This is a genomic window from Bradyrhizobium sp. Ken64 (assembly GCF_055807555.1).
Genome location: NZ_JBVVPA010000002.1, coordinates 208,119 through 225,157, shown reverse-complemented (window position 1 = coordinate 225,157; position 17,039 = coordinate 208,119). Strand labels below are relative to the sequence as shown.

The following is a 17,039-nucleotide window of genomic DNA, read 5'->3' as shown; positions in this document are numbered from 1 at the left end:
GTTGGGGAGAGGGTATTTCCGCAATCGAGAACCCCAAGAGGAGAGAGCCCTCACCCGGCGCCTTGCGCCGACCTCTCCCGCAAGCGGGAGAGGTGCACCGAGCCCGGAGCCGCTTAATTCAACCTATTCTCATTCCGCTCTAGCGCTGCCTTGGATCGAGCGCGTCTCGCAGGCCGTCGCCGAGCAGGTTCAGCGACAGCACCACGAGGAAGATCGCGAGCCCCGGCCAGATCGCCATCCAGGGCGCCTGGGTCAGGAAGCGCTGCGCTGCGTTGAGCATGCTGCCCCAAGATGGCGCCGGCGGCTGCTGGCCGAGGCCAAGGAAGGACAGCGCGGCTTCGGCGATGATGGCGGCCGCAATCGACAGCGTCGCCTGCACCAGCAGCGCCGGCAGGATGTTCGGCAGGATGTGCGAGAACGCGATTCGCCACGGCGGATTGCCGAGCGCGCGCGCCGCCTCGACATAGTCCTCGGCCTTGACGTTCAACACCTGGCCGCGGGTCAGGCGGATGAAGATCGGGGTTGCCGAGATGCCGATCGCGATCATGGCATTGCCGAGGCTCGGACCAAGGAATGCGGCGAGCGCGATCGCCAGTATCAGGAATGGGCAGGCCAGCATCGCGTCGGTCATCCGGCTGATCAGTGCATCGACGAAGCCGCCGCGATAGCCGGCAAGCAGGCCGAGGGGGACGCCGACGCCCAGCGCGATCGCGACCGAGATGAGGCCCGCGAGCAACGACGCCCGGGCACCGTAGACGACGCGGCTCAGGATGTCGCGACCGAGCTCGTCGGTGCCGAACCAGTGCGCCGCCGTGGGCGGCTTGCGGACCAGGCTCCAGCTCGTCGCGATGGGATCGTAGGGCACGACGAGCGGCGCGAGAGCCGCGAAGCCGACGAACAAACTGATCATGACAAGTCCGAACACTGCGGCCTTGCGTTTGAACAGGCGCCGCCGGGCGCGACGCGCCGGGCTGTCCAGCTCGTCAGCTTGCGCGACGAGAGCAGCGGGCAGGACGGCATCGGTCATGTGTCTAGCCCCGCAGCCGTGGATTGACGAGGATGTAGGCGATGTCGGCAACCAGGTTCAACGTGATGTAGACCGTCGCCGTCACCAGCACGACGCCCTGTACGACCGCGTAGTCGCGGTTGAACACGGCGTCCACGATCAGTTTGCCGAAGCCGGGAATGGAGAAGATCTGCTCGGTCAGAACCGCTCCCGACAATAGCGTGCCGAGCTCGAGCGCGCCGAGCGTGATGATCGGCGTGAGTGCGTTGCGCATGGCGTGCTTGAGGATGACCGAGCGTTCGGACAATCCCTTGGCGCGCGCGGTGCGGACATAGTCGCTTTCCAGCACCTGGAGCATGGCGCTCCGGGTGTGCCGCATCAGGACCGCGGAAATCGCGTTGCCAAGCACGAAGGCCGGCATGATGGTCGCGGCGAGGCTCGCACGCCAGTTCTCGGTCAGCGGCACGTAGCCGGACGCCGGCAGCCAGCCGAGTTCGATCGAGAACAGGAAGATGAGCATGATGCCGAGCCAGAAATTCGGCGTCGAGATGCCCCACAACGCGAACAAATTGGCGCCGTAGTCCCAGACGGTGCCCTTCTTCACGGCGGAGACGATGCCGGCAGGAATTCCGATCAGGAGCGCGATCAACATCGCCATCGAGCCGAGCTGGAGCGTCACCGGCAGCTTCTGCGCGATCAGCTCGCGCACCGGCATCTTGTTGCGGAGCGATTCACCGAAATTGCCAGTCAGGACTCCCTTGAGCCAGTAGACGTACTGCACGGGAATCGGCTGATCGAGCCGGTATTGCTGGCGAATCTGCTCGATCACGGCGGGGTCGCGCTCCTCACCGGCCATCACCAGCGCCGGATCACCCGGCAACAATTGCTGGAGCGAGAAGATCAGCACCGACACGAAGAACAGTGTCGGCACGATCTGCACAATGCGGCGGGCGAGGAAGCTCAGCATGGCGGCCGTCGTGTCCCGGGCGCAGCGCAACATGCAATGTTGCGCTGCTGAACCGGGACCCATCTATCATGGTGTGCCGTCGCTATGGGTCCCGGCTCTGCGGAGCAGCGCTTGCGCGCTGCGCCGCGTCCGGGACACGCGTTCACCGCCGGAGGCATCACTTGAACTTCAGCCCGACCACGCGCACGAGGCCATCTGGCACCTGCTTATAGCCCTGGAGCTTGGTCGTGTGCGCGATCAGGAGCGTGCGGTGATAGATGTATATGATCGGCAGGTCGTCGAGCAGGATCTTGTTCAGCTTGGCGTAGATCGCCTTCCGCTCCTCGACGTTGGATGTCGCCCTTCCTTCTTCCAGCAGCTTGTCGGCTTCCGGATTCGAATAGACGCCATCGTTCTGCGGTGCCTTGCTGCGCATGAAGATATAGGAGTTGCCGTCGGGATCGATACGGCCGCTCCAGTTGATCTGGAAGATCTGGAACTCGCCGGCCTGGGCCTGCTTGAAGGTGGTCGCGAATTCGACCGCGCGGATCTTGATGTCGAAGCCCGCTTCCGCGGCCATCGACTGGATCACCTGGGCGACCGCTTCGTTCTCCGCGCCTTTGGGAATCATGTAGTCCACGGTCACCGGCAGGGTGACGCCGGCTTCCTTCAGAAGCGCCTTGGCCTTTGCGACGTCGCGGCCACGGACCGGAAAGGCCTTCTGGTAATAGGGATGGGTCGGGCTGACCCACTGGTTGCCGGGCGTGAACTCGCCGTTGAAGACGACTTGATTGAGAGCTTCGCGATCGATCGACAGATCGAGCGCTTGGCGTACTTTCGCCGACTGGCTCAGCGGCCCTTTCGCTTTGTCGTTGCCGATATTGACGGTCAGGCCATAATAGCCGAGCTCGGGCGCCGTCGACAGCACGAGCCGCGAATCTGCACGCACATCCTTGATGTCGGTGGCGAGCACGCGCTCGATCAGATCGAGCCCGCCGGACTTCAGGTTGGCAAGGCGCACCGTGGCATCGACGATCGGCAGGAACACCACGCGGTCGATATGGATGTTGTCCTTGTTCCAGTAGTCGGCGAATTTTTCGAAGACCATGCGGTCCTGCTGCACGCGCTCGACGAACTTGTAGGGACCGGCGCAGACCGGATGCAGGCCGAACTTGTCGCCGGCTTCCTTCGCGGCCTTCGGTGAGACCATCATGCCGGAGCGATCAGTCAGCTGGGCGATCAACGGGGAGTAAGGCGTCTTGAGCACCAGCTTGATGGTCAGGGGGTCTACGACTTCGACATGGTCGACGCTCGCGAGCTCGGACTTGCGGAACGAGGTCGGCAGCGTCATATGGCGCTCGATCGAGAACTTCGCAGCTTCCGCGTCGAGCGGCTCGCCGTCGTGGAATTTCACGTTGGGCCGGAGCTTGATCGTCATCTCCTTGCCGTCGGCCGACGTCTCATGCGACAGCGCGAGCTGCGGCACGATGTTGAGCTTCTCGTCGATGTCGAACAGCTTGTCGCAGAAGGCAGAGAACACGATGCGGCCGACATAGGTGCGGCCGATGCTGGGATCGAGGATGTCAGGATCCTCGGCAATGCCGATGCGAAGCGTGGTCTGGGCCTGGGCCTGGGCCGCGCCTGCGAGCGACGTCAGCAATGCCGACGCCAGGAGTGCCAAACGCATAGGACTCATCGCTCTCAACCTCTGTTTTGCGGCTATGCCGGGTTCGTCCCCAATGGACTAACCCCGCTGCCGCGGACTGCTTCCGGGCCGCCGCTGAAGGCGGCGACCAATTTTTCGAGAACCGGGGAGAAGCCGCCGTCCGTCGGGACGATCGCCTCGGACGACGGCAGTTCCGACGTTCGGTGGCACGCCGTTGCATGTCCGATGCCATCCCGCACGAGCTGAGGCATTTCGCTGCGGCAACGGTCGACCACGTAGGGGCAGCGGGTGTGGAAGCGGCATCCCGGCGGCGGATTGAGCGCGCTGGGGATCTCTCCCTGCAGCACAATCCGGCTGCGCTTTGCCCGCGGTTTAGGCACCGGGATCGCGGACAATAGAGCCCGGCTGTAGGGATGACGCGGTGCGGCGAACAGCGCGTCCGCCGCCGCCGTTTCGACGATCTGGCCGAGATTCATCACCGCCACGTGGTCGGCGATGTGCTTGACCACCGCGAGGTCGTGCGAGACGAAAATGTAGGCCAGCCCGAGCCGGTCCTGAAGCTCGCGCAGCAGATTGAGGATCTGCGAGCGGATCGAGACGTCGAGCGCCGAGACCGGCTCATCGCAGATGATCAGTTTCGGCTCGACCGCGAGCGCGCGGGCGATGGCGATGCGCTGGCGCTGGCCGCCGGAAAACTCGTGCGGATAACGCCGCGCCAGCCGCGGCTCCAGCCCGACCAGCCGCAAGATATCCTCGATGCGTTCGCGCCGCCGGGCGGGCGGCACCAGATTGTGCAGCGCCAGCGGCTCGGTCAGAATCTGGCCGACGGTCATGCGCGGATTGAGCGAGGCGTAGGGATCCTGGAAGATGATCTGGGCCTCGCGGCGAAAGGCACGCAGCGCGCCGGCGTCGAGCGAGAGCAGATCGCGGCCCTCGAAACGGATTGTGCCTGCATCCGGCTCGATCAGCCGCAGCACCAGGCGGCTGACGGTGGATTTGCCGCAGCCGGATTCGCCGACCAGCGCCAGCGTCTTGCCGGCATCGAGCGAGAAGGAAACGCCATCAACGGCTTTGACATGCGCCAGCGCCCGGCCGAACAGCGAACGCTCGGCGACGAAATGCTTGACCAGACCATCGACCTCGAGCAGAGCCATCACGACACCAGACGTTCGAGCGGCGCGCGGATGCAACGCGAGAGGTGGCCGGGACTGACTTCGAGCAGCGGCGGCGGCGCCTTGGTGCAGGCCTCCAGCACGAAGGGGCAGCGTGCGGCGAAGCGACAGCCGGCGGGCGGCTGCGCCATGTTCGGCACCATGCCCTCGATCGTGGCGAGCTGTTCGGCGCGATGGTCGAGCCGCGGGATCGAGCCGAGCAGGCCGACGGTGTAGGGATGCTGCGGCATCGAGAACAGCTCGTCCACCGCCGCGCGCTCGACGATCTCGCCGGCATACATCACTGCGACCTCGTCGCAGACTTCGGCGACGACGCCGAGATCGTGGGTGATCAGGATGATGGCCGCGCCGCTCGCCGCCTTCAACTCGCGCATCAGCTCCAGGATCTGCGCCTGCAGGGTGACGTCGAGCGCGGTGGTCGGCTCGTCCGCGATCAGCAGCCGCGGGTCGCAAGCCAGCGCCATCGCGATCATGACGCGCTGGCGCATGCCGCCGGAGAGCTTGTGCGGATATTCGTCGATCCGCCGCTCGGGCGAGGGGATGTGGACGCGACGCAAGAGTTCGATCGCCCGCTCACGCGCACTCCTTCGCGAACCGCCGCGGTGGCGCAGAATCGTCTCGACGATCTGATCGCCGATGGTGAAACTCGGATTGAGTGAGGTCATCGGCTCCTGGAAGATCATCGCGAGCCTGTTGCCGCGAAGGTCGCGCAACGTTTGGTCGGACGTCTTGAGCAGGTCGAAACCGTCGAAGCGGATCGCGCCGGAGATCTCCGCGCTCTGCTTCGGCAGCAGGCCCATGATGGCCAGCGACGTCACGCTCTTGCCGCAGCCGGATTCACCAACGAGGCCGAGCGTCGCGCCATTGGCGACGCTGAGATCGACGCCGTCGACCGCGTGGGTGACGCGGCCGTCGTCGCCGTGAAAGCGAATGCGCAGATCGCTGATCTCGATAAGGGGGCTCGGGTTCATGATCGGTTTACGCGCGCTGCGGCGATGCTGGCGTCGATGACGCTGCGATCGGTGTTGCCGGCCGGGTTCTGCCGCGTCGGCATGGAAGCGCGGAAGTGGACCCAGAGCTCGTGGCTGACGCGCTCGAGCCGCTCGAGCTCACCGAGCGGATCGGGATGATCGTCGGCGCGCAGGTCCAATGCCGGCCATTCCTCCTCGCCGTGGATCAGGAGCGCGGCGGACTGCTTGCCGCGCTTGTCGCCGCCGGCGGCTTCGCCAGCGCGCATCGCGGCGAGCAGCCGGCGCGGGAAGGGCAGGCTGTCATTGGCGATATAGGTTTTTGCGGTCTCCTCGAGCACATCGGCGCCCGCGAGCATGTTGCCGGCGATCGAGAAGTCGCTGCCCGCAATGTGCCGGCACCAATCCACGCAGTCGCCCCCGGTATGCGCGGCAATCGCGCCACTGGCGTCCATGATATGGATCTGGCGGCTGTCGCGGCCATCGTCGGTCGCGAGCAGGGCGGCCAGCACGTCGTGCGCGTTGAGACCTTCCCGCAGCAGCTTGACGCCGTCGATGCCGTAATACGGATTGACGAAGGCCTGCGTCGCAATGGCGCCAAGTCCCGCCGCGATGTAGGGGACACGCGCGCCGACGGCGAAGAAGCGCGTAGCAACGGCGATGCCGAACTGGCCGGTAGCGGAATCGCGCGCGATGATCGACCAGGTCATGTGCTGCCTTCAGCGCCCTGCGGCGTAGCCTTGCATGCCGCGCGGATTGGCGGCGGCGCGGCGGCGTGCTCCGACGCGCGAGGCCGCGGTCAGGCGGCCTTCCGACCAATCCGGTCCGACCTCGACGATATGTCCGCGTTCGCGAAGATTCGCGATCGTCGCCTTCGGCACGCGGTTCTCGACCACGAGCACGCCGGGGCGCGCGGTGCGGGGCCAGAACGAGATCGGGAAATGCTCGGAGTGCCAGGCCGGGGCGTCGATGGCTTCCTGAAGATTCAGATTGCAATGGACGTGCCGCAGGAAAAACTGCGTGATCCACTGGTCCTGCTGGTCGCCGCCGGGCGAGCCCCAGGCGAGATAGGGTTCGCCATCGCGCAGCGCCATGGTCGGCGACAAAGTGGTGCGTGGCCGCTTGCCGGGCGCGAGCGAACTCGGTTGGTTCTCCTCCAGATCGAACATCTGCGCGCGGCTGCCGAGGCAGAAGCCGAGCTCGGGGATGATCGGCGATGATTGCAGCCAGCCGCCTGATGGTGTCGAGGACACCATGTTGCCGGCCTTGTCGATGATGTCGAAATGCACGGTGTCGCCGCGCACCTCGCCGAACCGGCCCACCGTCGGTTCACCGGCGCCGAGCGCGCCGACAGCCTCGCGCTGGCCCTCGGCGCGGCGCAGCTTGACCACGCCGCCAAACCCCTCGATCGCACCGGGCCGGAGATCGAGCGAGGCCTTGTCGGTGACGAGCTTGCGGCGCTCGTTGTTGTAGGGATCCGACAGCAGCGTTCCGATCGGGATCTCGCTGAACTCAGGATCGCCGTAGAATTTCTCGCGGTCGGCGAAGGCGAGCTTGGCGCATTCGATCTGGAGATGGATGAATTCAGGCCCGGTCGGGTCCAGCCCATCGAGCGCAAAGCCCTTCAGCAGCGCGAGCTGCTGCAGCGTCACCGGACCCTGGCTCCAGACCCCGGCCTTGCAGACAGTGTAGCGGCCATAATCATAGGTGAGCGGGGCCTCGACCGTCGGTTGCCAGCGCGCCATGTCATCGGCCGACAGCACGCCGCGGTGCGGCGAGCCGCTGACGTCCATCACCTCCTGCGTCCGGCAGAATTTGTCGATGGCTTCCGCGACGAAGCCCTGCGACCACGCCTTTCGCGCGCGCTCGATCTCGGCATCGCGGCCGCCGCCATCGCTTTCGGCCTCGCTCAGGATTCGTGCGTAGGTCGCTGCAAGCGTCTTGTTGGTGAAGAGCGTGCCGGGCTTTGGCACTTCGTCGTTCGGCAGATAGACGGCGGCTGATGTCGGCCAGTGCTTGCGGAATAATTGCTCGACGGTCTGGATCGTGGCGCAGGCGCGCTCGACCAGCGGATAGCCGTCGCGCGCATAGGAGATCGCCGGCTCCAGCACGTCGCGCACGCGCATCGTGCCGTAGTCACGCAGCAGCATCATCCAGGATTCGAAGGTGCCGGGGACGCAGGCCGCGAGCAGGCCGGTGCCGGGCACCATGTCGAGGCCTTCGCTCTTGTAATGCGCGATGGTGGCGCGGGCCGGTGCCGGACCCTGGCCGCAGATCACCTCGGTGCGGCCGCGCTTCACGTCGTGCACGATGATCGGAACGTCGCCGCCTGGGCCGTTCAGATGCGGCTCGACCACCTGGAGCGTGAAAGCGGTGGCGACGCCGGCGTCAAAGGCATTGCCGCCCTTTTCCAGGATGGCCATGCCGATAGCGGTCGCGATCCAGTGCGTGGTCGCGACGACGCCGAAGGTGCCTTCGATCTCGGGGCGTGTCGTGAAGGGATCGGGATTGACGATGCTGGCCATGGACTACCTCATGTGCGGCGCGCGCAATTGATCACAGGGCCAGGCCGCCGCCAAATGCGCAGGCTGCATGGCACGCGCGCGTCACGCCGGTACCGGCGCGGTGTTGACCGCATGGCAGGCGACGCCGTCGATCAATTCAGGTGCTTCCTTGCGGCAGAGATCGAACGCCAGCGGGCAGCGTGGATTGAAGGCGCACCCAGGCGGCGGATTGATCGGGTTCGGGATCTCGCCCTTCACGGGAATGCGCTGGCGGCCGCTCATGGCAAGATCGGGCACGGCGCCGAGCAGCATCTTGGTGTAGGGCATGCGAGGACGAGCAAACAGCTCACGTCCTTCCGCGATCTCGACAATGCGTCCGAGATACATCACGCCGACGCGGCTGGCCATGTGGCGGACCACGGCGAGGTTGTGGCTGATGAACATGTAGGTCAGGCCGAACTTGTCCTGGAGGTCGCGCATCAGGTTCAGGATCTGCGCTTGCACGGAGACGTCGAGCGCGGAGGTCGGCTCGTCGCAGACAATGAACTCCGCGTCGGAGGCGAGCGCGCGAGCGATCGCGATGCGCTGACGTTGGCCGCCCGAGAATTCGTGCGGAAATTTCAGCCGGTCGTCGGGATGCAGGCCGACAAGGCTGAGGAGTTCGCCGACGCGCGCCTGGATGTCGCGCTCGCCCTCGATCAGGTCGAAAGCGCGGATCGGCTCGGAGATGATGGCGTCGACCCGGAAGCGTGGGTTCAGGCTCGCATAGGGATCCTGGAAGATCATCTGGATGCGGCGGCGGAGCTTTCGGCGTGCCGGTGCCTGCCTCGGGTCGGTCATCGAGACGCCGTCGATCAGGACGTCGCCGGAGCTCGGCGGCAGCAGGCCCACGACCATCCGTGCGACCGTGGTCTTGCCCGAGCCGGACTCGCCGACCAGCGCGAAGGTCTCGCCCTTCCTGATGTCGAAGGTGACGCCGTCGACGGCCTTGAGGTATTCGAGATGGCCGCCCTCGAGCACGCGGTTGAGCCAGGGTTTCGAGACGTCGAAGACGCGCCGCAGATTTGTGGCCTGGACGAAGGAAGTGCTCATGCCGCGCTCTCCGCCGGCACACTGTCATAGAGGTGGCACGCGACGGATTGCGTGCCGCGCGGTAGTGGCTCCGGCTTCTCCACGCGGCATCGGTCGAATGCGAATGCGCAGCGCGGATTGAACGAACAGCCGCGTGGGATCGCCGACAGGCGCGGCATGGAGCCGGGGATCTGCACCAGACGCTTGTCGTCGCCGGCAAGGGTGGGGATCGCGCCCATCAGGCCCTTGGCATAAGGGTGCAGCGGGTTCCTGACGACGTCCTGCACCGGACCGATCTCGGCAACGCGGCCGGCATACATCACCGCGACGCGGTCGGACGCCTCCGCGATGACGCCCATGTCGTGGGTCACCAGCATCACGGCGGTGCCGTGGTCGCGTCCGAGTCGCTTGATCAGCGAGATGATCTGCGCCTGTACGGAGACGTCGAGTGCGGTGGTCGGCTCGTCCGCGATGATCAGCTCCGGCTCGGCACAGATCGCGAGCGCAATGACCACGCGCTGGCGCATGCCACCGGAGAATTCGTGGGGATAGCCGTCAATGCGCTTTTCGGGTGCGGGGATTCCGACTTCGGCGAGCAGGTCGATGGCGCGGCGGCGCGCGGCGGTCTCGGACAGGTTCAGATGGGTTCTGATCGTCTCGATCAACTGATCGCCGACGCGGTAGAGCGGATTGAGCGATGTCAGGGGATCCTGGAAGATCATGCCGATCCGTTTTCCCCGGATACGGCGCAGCTCCTCCGCCGGCAAATTGTCGATGCGCAGGCCCGCAAGACGAATCTCGCCGCCGGCGATGCGGCCGGGCGGATCGATCAGGCCGATCACGGCCAGACCCGTGACGGACTTGCCGGCGCCGGATTCGCCGACCACGCCGAGTACCTCGCCCTTGGCGATGTCGAAGGAGACACCGTCGATGGCGCGCAGCGTGCCGCGGCGGGAGGCGAACTCGACCTGAAGATTACGCACGGAGAGGATGGGGTCGGTCATGAGCGAGACGCTCTCATCCAAGTTTTGCTCATCCAAGTTTTGCTCATCCAGATTTCGCTCTTTGAAATTTTGCTCATCGGAGCTTCGGGTTGAGCGCGTCGCGCAGCCAGTCGCCGAGCAGGTTGATCGACAGGATCAGGGCGGCGAGCGCGATACCGGGGAAGGCCACGATCCACCATTCGCCCGCGAACAGGTAGTTGTTGCCGATGCGGATCAACGTGCCGAGCGAGGGCATTGTGTCGGGCAGGCCGACGCCGAGGAAAGACAGCGTCGCCTCGGTGATGATGGCGAGCGCGAGGTTGATCGTCGCGATGACCAGGATCGGACCCATCGTGTTTGGCAGCACATGGCGGAACATGATCTTTGGTGCGGGAAGGCCGATCAATTGCGCGGCGGCCACGTAGTCCTTGTTCTTCTCGACCATCACGGAACCGCGCACCGTCCGGGCATACCCGACCCAGAAACTCAGGCCGATCGAGATCACCAGCACGATCAGCATGCTGGTTGCATCCAGCCGGTTGCCGAGAATCGATTTCGCGATGCCGTTGACCAGCAGCGCGATCAGGATGGCGGGGAAAGTGAGTTGCACGTCGGCGATCCGCATGATCACGCCGTCCACCGCGCCGCCGAAATAGCCGGCGACCAGGCCAAGCGCGATGCCGAGCGCGCCCGCGAAGATCACGCCGGCCACGCCGACAGCGAGCGAAATGCGCAGCCCGTAGAGAATGGCGGAGAACACATCGCGGCCCTGCTCGTCCGTGCCGAGCAGGAACGGGCTCTGCCCCTCAGCGGTCCACAGCGGTGAGATCCTGGAATTCATCAATTGGAGCTGTGCCGGATCGAAAGGGTCCTGCACCGCGAGCGCGGAGGCAAAGATCGCGAGCAGGAAGAACAGCACGGTAATGGCTGCCGCGACCATGGTCAGCTTGGATCGGCGAAACGAGTAGAAGACGTCGCTGTCGAGTGCGCGGCTGAACCAGCTGCGGGCGGCATGCGTCGGCAGCGTGCTCGGCTTGTCGGGATTGGAGGCGACCACTTCGGACATACAGGCTGCCTTATGTGGCGCGGCCGACGGTCGCGCGCAGGCGCGGATCGACGACGGTGTAGAGGATGTCGACCACCAGATTGATGGTGACGAAAATCAGCGAGACCATCAGCAGGTAGGCAGCCATAATCGGGATATCGACGTTTTGCACGGCCTGCACGAACAGAAGTCCCATGCCGGGCCATTGGAACACGGTTTCGGTGATGATCGAAAATGCAATAACCGAGCCAAACTGAAGTCCGGCCACCGTGATCACGGGAATCAGCGTGTTCTTCAGCGCGTGGCCGAAATGAATGGCACGGGTTGTCAGCCCGCGGGCGCGGGCGAAGCGGATATAGTCGGTCCGAAGCACTTCCAGCATCTCCGCGCGCACCAGCCGCATGATCAGGGTCATCTGGAACAGGCCGAGCGTGATCGAGGGCATGATCAGCGCCTTCAGGCCCGACAATGTGAGCAGGCCCGTGGTCCACCAGCCGAGCTTGATGACTTCGCCGCGGCCGAACGAGGGCAACCAGCCCAACGTCACCGCGAACAGGTAGATCAGAAGGATGCCGATCAGGAAAGTCGGCAGCGAGATGCCGATCAGCGAAACCGCCTGGAATAATTTGGCGAGCAGGGTGTCGCGCCTGAGCGCCGAATAGACGCCCATCAGGATGCCGGAGACCATTGCAAATACGGTCGCGCAGATCGCGAGTTCCAGCGTTGCGGGCATACGCTCCATCAACAGCGTCGAGACCGGCTGGCGGAACTGATAGGAGACGCCGAACTTGAATTGCGCGGCATCTGCGAAATAGCGCACGAACTGCACCGGCACGGGATCATCGAGCCCCAGCGACTTGCGCACGGCTGCGCGTTCGGCCGCCGGCGTATCGAGCGAGACGATCTGGTTGATAGGGTCGCCGGCGAAGCGGAACATCGAGAACGCGATGATGCCGACGGCGAACATGACGCCGATGGCCTGAACGGCCCGGCGAAGAGTGAAAGCGAGCATGCCTTCCACTTTCCTTGAGTGTGCGTCCGGCCGACGTCTTTGTCAGCCGCAAAAAGGAAAGGTCCCGGTAGCCTGACGCTGCCGGGACCTTGTGTTCAACTGACGCTATTCCTTCTTGGTCGCCCAGTGGAACATGACCAGATTGTCGGCGCGCTGCGGCAGGTTGACCTTTTTCGATACGCCCCAGGCCAGCGCCTGCTGGTGCAGCGGAATATAAGCCCAGTCCTTGATGCTGATCTCATACGCCTGCTTGATCAGCTGATTGCGTTTGGCCGTGTCGGTTTCGACCAGCACCTTGTCGGTGATGGCGTCGAATTCCTTGTTGCAATAGCCGCCGAGATTGGCCTCGCCGCGCGATGATTTCGCATCGTCGCGACAGCCCATGATGTCGTAGAGCACATTATGGGAGTCCATCGTGCTCGGCGTCCAGCCCAGCATGTAGAACGAGGTCTGATAGCCGCCCTGCTTCAACACCTTGGCGAAGTATTGCGCCTTGGGCTGCGCCAGCAGATTGATCTTGACGCCGATGCGGGCAAGCATGCCCACGACGGCCTGGCAGATCGCGGCGTCGTTGACGTACCGATCGTTCGGGCAGTCCATGGTGACCTCGAAGCCTTCGGGGTACCCGGCCTCGGCCAGGAGCTTCTTGGCACCATCTGGATCGAACTTCGGCCGGGTGAACTCCTTGGACAGCGCGAACAATTCCGGAGCGATCATCAGCGCCGAGGGCGTCGACAGCCCGCGCATCACCCGCGTCTTGATCAGCTCGATGTCGATCGCTTTGTAGAAGGCTTCGCGGACCTTGACGTCCTTGAACGGGTTCTTGCCTTTGATGTTGGAGTAGAGCAGCTCGTCACGCGTCTGATCGAATCCGATGAAGATGGTGCGCAACTCAGGGGCCTTCAGCACCTGGGCATTCGGGCTCGCATCGACGCGGGAGATGTCCTGGATCGGCACCGGCTCGATGACGTCCACTTCGCCCGAGAGCAGCGCGGCGACGCGGGTGGCATCGGACGAGATCGGGGTGAAGATGATCTCCTTCAGGTTACCTTCCATCTTGCCCCAGTAGTTGGGATTGGCCTTGAACACGGTCTTCACACCGGGCTGATGGCTCTCGATGATGAAGGGGCCGGTGCCGTTCTCGTGAAGCGAGGCATAGCTCGGAGAGGTCGCGGACACTGGCGTCGGCTCGACCGCTTTGTTCTCCTCAGCCCATTTCTTGTCCATGATGTACCAGACATCCCACGACGAATGCAGGATGGGATTGGGCGAGGGCAGGACGAAATCGACCGTGTAGTCGTCGACCTTGACGACCTTGACGTTGGGCGCCAGGCGGGTCTGCATGTTCGAGTTTTTGTTGCGGACGCGATCGGCGGAGAACAGCACGTCGTCGGCGGTGAAGGGGTCGCCGTTGTGGAATTTGACGCCCTTGCGCAAATGGAAGCGCCACCGGGTCGGCTCCGGAGTTTCCCAGCTCTCCGCCAGCGCCGGAATGATCTTGAGGTCCTTGTCCCGCGCGGTGAGGCCCTGATAGACGTGACCGAGATGGGCGTGGGTGGTGGACTCGTTCAGCGAGTAGGGATCAAGCGACTTCAGGTCGCCCTGGTTGGCATAGCGTAGCGTCTGGCTCGACGCGGGCGACATCGTCAACGCAAGCATACCGGCGAGCGTCGCCGCAAACAGAGTTCGACCGACTGACATTCTTGACCCTCTCAACTCTGCCGCGCCGTGATTTTTGATTGTTCGGCGGGCGTCCCAATCCATGTTGCCCAGACTTCTCGACCCGTGCAAGCGCCATTCCAGCAAGGAACGCGCCAAGTTGCACCGCTGTGCAGCAATGGTGACCGGCATTGAGGGGTGGATGGGCGCGGGCGGGCAATTTTGATTGACCATATCCGCCGATCGACGAAGCCGGAGGCCGCCGCCGGCCTCAGGTCGCTTGCGTTGCACACCGTCTCGCGGCGATACTGCGGCAGGCCGCTCGAATCTCATCTGGAGGGGACATGAAAGTTAATATCGAAATCGACTGCACCCCCCTCGAAGCCCGTCAGTTCATCGGATTGCCCGATCTGGCACCGATGCAGACGGCGGTGATGGACAAGCTGCAGCAGCAGGTCTTGAGCAACATCGACAAGGTCTCGCCGGAGTCGCTGATCCAGAGCTGGTTCACCTTCGATCCCAAGCTTGCCGAGCGGTTTCAGGACATGTTCGTCACCATGGCCGGCCTCGGCGGCACGCGCAGCGGCGACAAGAAGAAATAATGCCGCCCGGTCCGGACGGGCCGCAGACCTCGGGCCAGCTTCGTCCGCCCGGCCTTGCCTTGCTGCTCGCCGAAGCCCGTGGGTTGCTCGAACTCAACGCCAGCCTGCTGCTGTCGCCGGTCCTGATGCGGGCACCCAAAGGCGATGGCCATCCGGTGCTGGCGCTGCCTGGCTTCCTCGCCAGCGACCTCTCGATGGCGCCGATGCGGCGCTATCTCAGCGAGCTCGGCTATGAGGCACATGCCTGGCGAATGGGCCGTAATTTCGGCGGGCTCGGACGGATGCGGGATTCGTTGCGCGCCCGTCTCGCCGAAATCCATGCTGCGAGCGGACGCAAGGTCAGCCTGGTCGGATGGAGTCTCGGCGGCGTCTATGCGCGCGATCTCGCGCTCCAGGCGCCCGACATGGTCCGCAACGTCATCACGCTCGGCAGCCCTTTTGCCAATGACATACGGGCGACCAATGCGACGCGGCTCTACGAGATGATGTCCGGCGAGCGAGTGGAGGATTTCGCCGAGCTGCGCGAAGCGATCGCCGGCGATCTTCCGGTGTCGGCGACGTCGATCTATTCGCGCGCCGACGGCATCGTGAACTGGCGGACTTGCCTGCTGCGTCCCTCCGACCGTGCCGAGAACATCGAGGTGCACCTGGCGAGCCACATCGGGCTTGGGGTGAACCCTGCAGCGCTGTGGGCCGTCGCGGACCGCCTTGCGCAACCGGAGGGGGAGTTCTGGCCATTTGACCGGGCAGGGCCGTTTGCCATTGCATATGCCCCGCCGGAACAGGCAGTATCGGCCTGACGAGAAGCGCCGCCTAAGGTGCCCGTCAAATACTCGGGAGGGAACTATGGCTGACGGTAAGAAGCTGTCGTCGCTGGACGCGTCGTTTCTCTATCTGGAAACGCCGGAAATGCCGATGCATGTCGGGAGCATGGCGATCTTTCGCCTGCCGGACGACTACAAGGGCGACTTCTTCGAAGATTTCAAGGCGATGATCGTCTCGCGCCTGCACATCGCGCCGATCCTCAAGGCGCGCCTGGAGAAGGCGCCGCTCGACATCGATCATCCCTCCTGGGTGGAGGACGATCAGTTCGACATCGACCGTCACATCTTCCGCGCCAGCCTGCCGCAGCCGCGCGACCGCGCCACGCTCGAACGCATCGTGGGGTGGATGCACGCCAAGCTCTTGAACCGCGCCCGCCCGCTCTGGGAGTTCTACGTGTTCGAGGGCATGAAGAACAACGAGGTCGGGCTTTATTCGAAGATGCATCATGCCGCCATCGACGGCGGCGCCGGTGCGGCGCTGACCAACATGATCTACGATATCTCGCCGATCCCGCGGAAGGTCGATCCGCCGATCGCGGGCGCGAAGCCCGGGCAGGAGCCGCGCGACATCGCAGCGAACCTGGTCGATTCCTACCAGCAGCTTTTCACCCAGCCGCTCGATGCATCGGCGGCCGCGAAGAACCTGCAACTGCCGCGCACCGGCAAGAGCGACATCGGTTCGATCCTGTTCGACAATGCGATGTACCAGATCGAGAGCGCCGTGCGCTTTGCCGGCAACATCCCGACCATGGTCAAGAGCGTCTCGGACGTGCTCGGCAAGATATCCGATCCAAAATCGCGCGAGAGCCTCGCCAGCATGGTGTCGCCGCCGACCATGCTCAACAAATCGATCTCGTCCGAGCGCAGCTTCGCCGGCGTCTCGATCTCGCTGTCGCGATCCAAGGCGCTGGCCAAGCAGGCCGGCGGCAAGCTCAACGACGTCGTGCTGGCGCTCGCCTCCGGCGTGGTCCGGCGCTACCTCCTGCAACACGGAACGCTGCCGGCGAAGTCCTTGACCGCTGCCGTGCCGATCTCGCTGCGCGAGGAAGGCAACACCGAAGCCAACAACCAAGTGTTCGGGATGATCTGTTCGATCGCGACCAACATCGACGATCCCAAGGCGCGCCTGGAAGCCATCATCGCGCAATCGACCAAGTCCAAGGAGATGTCGCATCCGCTGCGGGCGCTGATGCCGCAGGTCTCCAACATCTCGATGCTGGGCGCGCCGATCATCGTCCAGATCATGGCGCTGCTCTACAGCCGCTCCGATTTGTCGAATGTGCTGCCGCCGGCTGCGAACATCACGGTGTCCAACGTGCCGGGGCCGCGGCAGACGCTCTACGCCGCGGGCGCGGAGCTGTTGCACATCTTCCCGGTGTCGATTTCGACGCACGGACAGGCGCTCAACATCACCGTGCAGAGCTATCGCGACCAGCTCGATTTCGGCTTCATCGTCGGCGCCAACATCATTCCGCACGTGCAGGTGATGTGCGACATGCTGCCGGAGGAGTTTGCCGCGCTGGAGGCTGCCTATGCTTCGCCCGCGGCGGACATCAAGGGCGCCGCCGAGTAGGAATGTTC

At 64.4% G+C, this 17,039-nt stretch carries 15 protein-coding genes; 3 read left to right on the top strand and 12 right to left on the bottom strand.

The annotated features are described in order from the left end of the window. Positions 1-139: 139 nt before the first annotated feature. The 12 genes from AC0L2F_RS04225 to AC0L2F_RS04170 form a co-directional block, all read right to left on the bottom strand. On the bottom strand, positions 140-1,027 hold the full coding sequence (locus AC0L2F_RS04225; RefSeq protein WP_007607862.1) for an ABC transporter permease: 888 nt from the start codon (positions 1,025-1,027) through the stop codon (positions 140-142). 4 nt (positions 1,028-1,031) lie between these two features. Next, entirely contained in the window at positions 1,032-1,973 is a 942-nt protein-coding gene (locus AC0L2F_RS04220; RefSeq protein WP_063996596.1) for an ABC transporter permease, read from the bottom strand. 157 nt (positions 1,974-2,130) lie between these two features. Further along, a complete protein-coding gene (locus AC0L2F_RS04215) occupies positions 2,131-3,648 on the bottom strand; it encodes an ABC transporter substrate-binding protein (RefSeq protein WP_007607866.1) in 1,518 nt (505 codons plus the stop codon). 23 nt (positions 3,649-3,671) lie between these two features. After that, positions 3,672-4,772, bottom strand: coding sequence for an ABC transporter ATP-binding protein (locus AC0L2F_RS04210; protein ID WP_473247591.1), 1,101 nt, complete (start codon positions 4,770-4,772; stop codon positions 3,672-3,674). Next, positions 4,772-5,761, bottom strand: coding sequence for an ABC transporter ATP-binding protein (locus AC0L2F_RS04205; protein WP_473247590.1), 990 nt, complete (start codon positions 5,759-5,761; stop codon positions 4,772-4,774). Before AC0L2F_RS04205 ends, AC0L2F_RS04210 begins: the two co-directional genes overlap by 1 nt. Next, entirely contained in the window at positions 5,758-6,468 is a 711-nt protein-coding gene (locus tag AC0L2F_RS04200) for a DUF1028 domain-containing protein (RefSeq protein ID WP_473247589.1), read from the bottom strand. The genes AC0L2F_RS04205 and AC0L2F_RS04200 overlap by 4 nt, the downstream gene beginning before the upstream one ends. Before the next feature lie 9 nt (positions 6,469-6,477). Then, positions 6,478-8,283: a gamma-glutamyltransferase family protein gene (locus AC0L2F_RS04195; protein WP_473247588.1), complete on the bottom strand. Its 1,806-nt coding sequence runs from the start codon at positions 8,281-8,283 to the stop codon at positions 6,478-6,480. 81 nt (positions 8,284-8,364) lie between these two features. Then, the gene (locus AC0L2F_RS04190) at positions 8,365-9,354 is read right to left on the bottom strand and encodes an ABC transporter ATP-binding protein (protein WP_007607874.1); all 990 of its coding nucleotides are present in this window, start codon (positions 9,352-9,354) and stop codon (positions 8,365-8,367) included. After that, positions 9,351-10,337, bottom strand: a complete 987-nt coding sequence (locus tag AC0L2F_RS04185; protein WP_473247587.1) for an ABC transporter ATP-binding protein — start codon at positions 10,335-10,337, stop codon at positions 9,351-9,353. Before AC0L2F_RS04185 ends, AC0L2F_RS04190 begins: the two co-directional genes overlap by 4 nt. Positions 10,338-10,410: 73 nt before the next feature. Then, positions 10,411-11,382 carry an ABC transporter permease gene (locus tag AC0L2F_RS04180; RefSeq protein WP_007607876.1) on the bottom strand — a complete coding sequence of 324 codons (972 nt, stop codon included), beginning with the start codon at positions 11,380-11,382 and terminating at the stop codon, positions 10,411-10,413. A 10-nt stretch (positions 11,383-11,392) separates the two neighbouring features. Continuing rightward, positions 11,393-12,373, bottom strand: a complete 981-nt coding sequence (locus AC0L2F_RS04175; protein WP_063993200.1) for an ABC transporter permease — start codon at positions 12,371-12,373, stop codon at positions 11,393-11,395. Between the two features lie 105 nt (positions 12,374-12,478). Then, positions 12,479-14,074, bottom strand: a complete 1,596-nt coding sequence (locus AC0L2F_RS04170) for an ABC transporter substrate-binding protein (protein ID WP_007607878.1) — start codon at positions 14,072-14,074, stop codon at positions 12,479-12,481. 302 nt (positions 14,075-14,376) lie between these two features. Here AC0L2F_RS04170 and AC0L2F_RS04165 point away from each other — a divergent pair, with 302 nt between their 5' ends. From AC0L2F_RS04165 to AC0L2F_RS04155, 3 genes are read left to right on the top strand one after another with little or no spacing between them, the layout of a single operon-like run. Further along, positions 14,377-14,634: a DUF6489 family protein gene (locus AC0L2F_RS04165; protein WP_007593837.1), complete on the top strand. Its 258-nt coding sequence runs from the start codon at positions 14,377-14,379 to the stop codon at positions 14,632-14,634. Then, positions 14,634-15,434, top strand: a complete 801-nt coding sequence (locus AC0L2F_RS04160) for an esterase/lipase family protein (protein ID WP_473247586.1) — start codon at positions 14,634-14,636, stop codon at positions 15,432-15,434. The genes AC0L2F_RS04165 and AC0L2F_RS04160 overlap by 1 nt, the downstream gene beginning before the upstream one ends. Positions 15,435-15,480: 46 nt before the next feature. Beyond that, positions 15,481-17,031 (top strand): WS/DGAT/MGAT family O-acyltransferase, encoded by a 1,551-nt coding sequence (locus AC0L2F_RS04155; RefSeq protein WP_007607880.1) that lies wholly within the window; start codon positions 15,481-15,483, stop codon positions 17,029-17,031. The last annotated feature ends 8 nt before the right edge of the window (positions 17,032-17,039 follow it).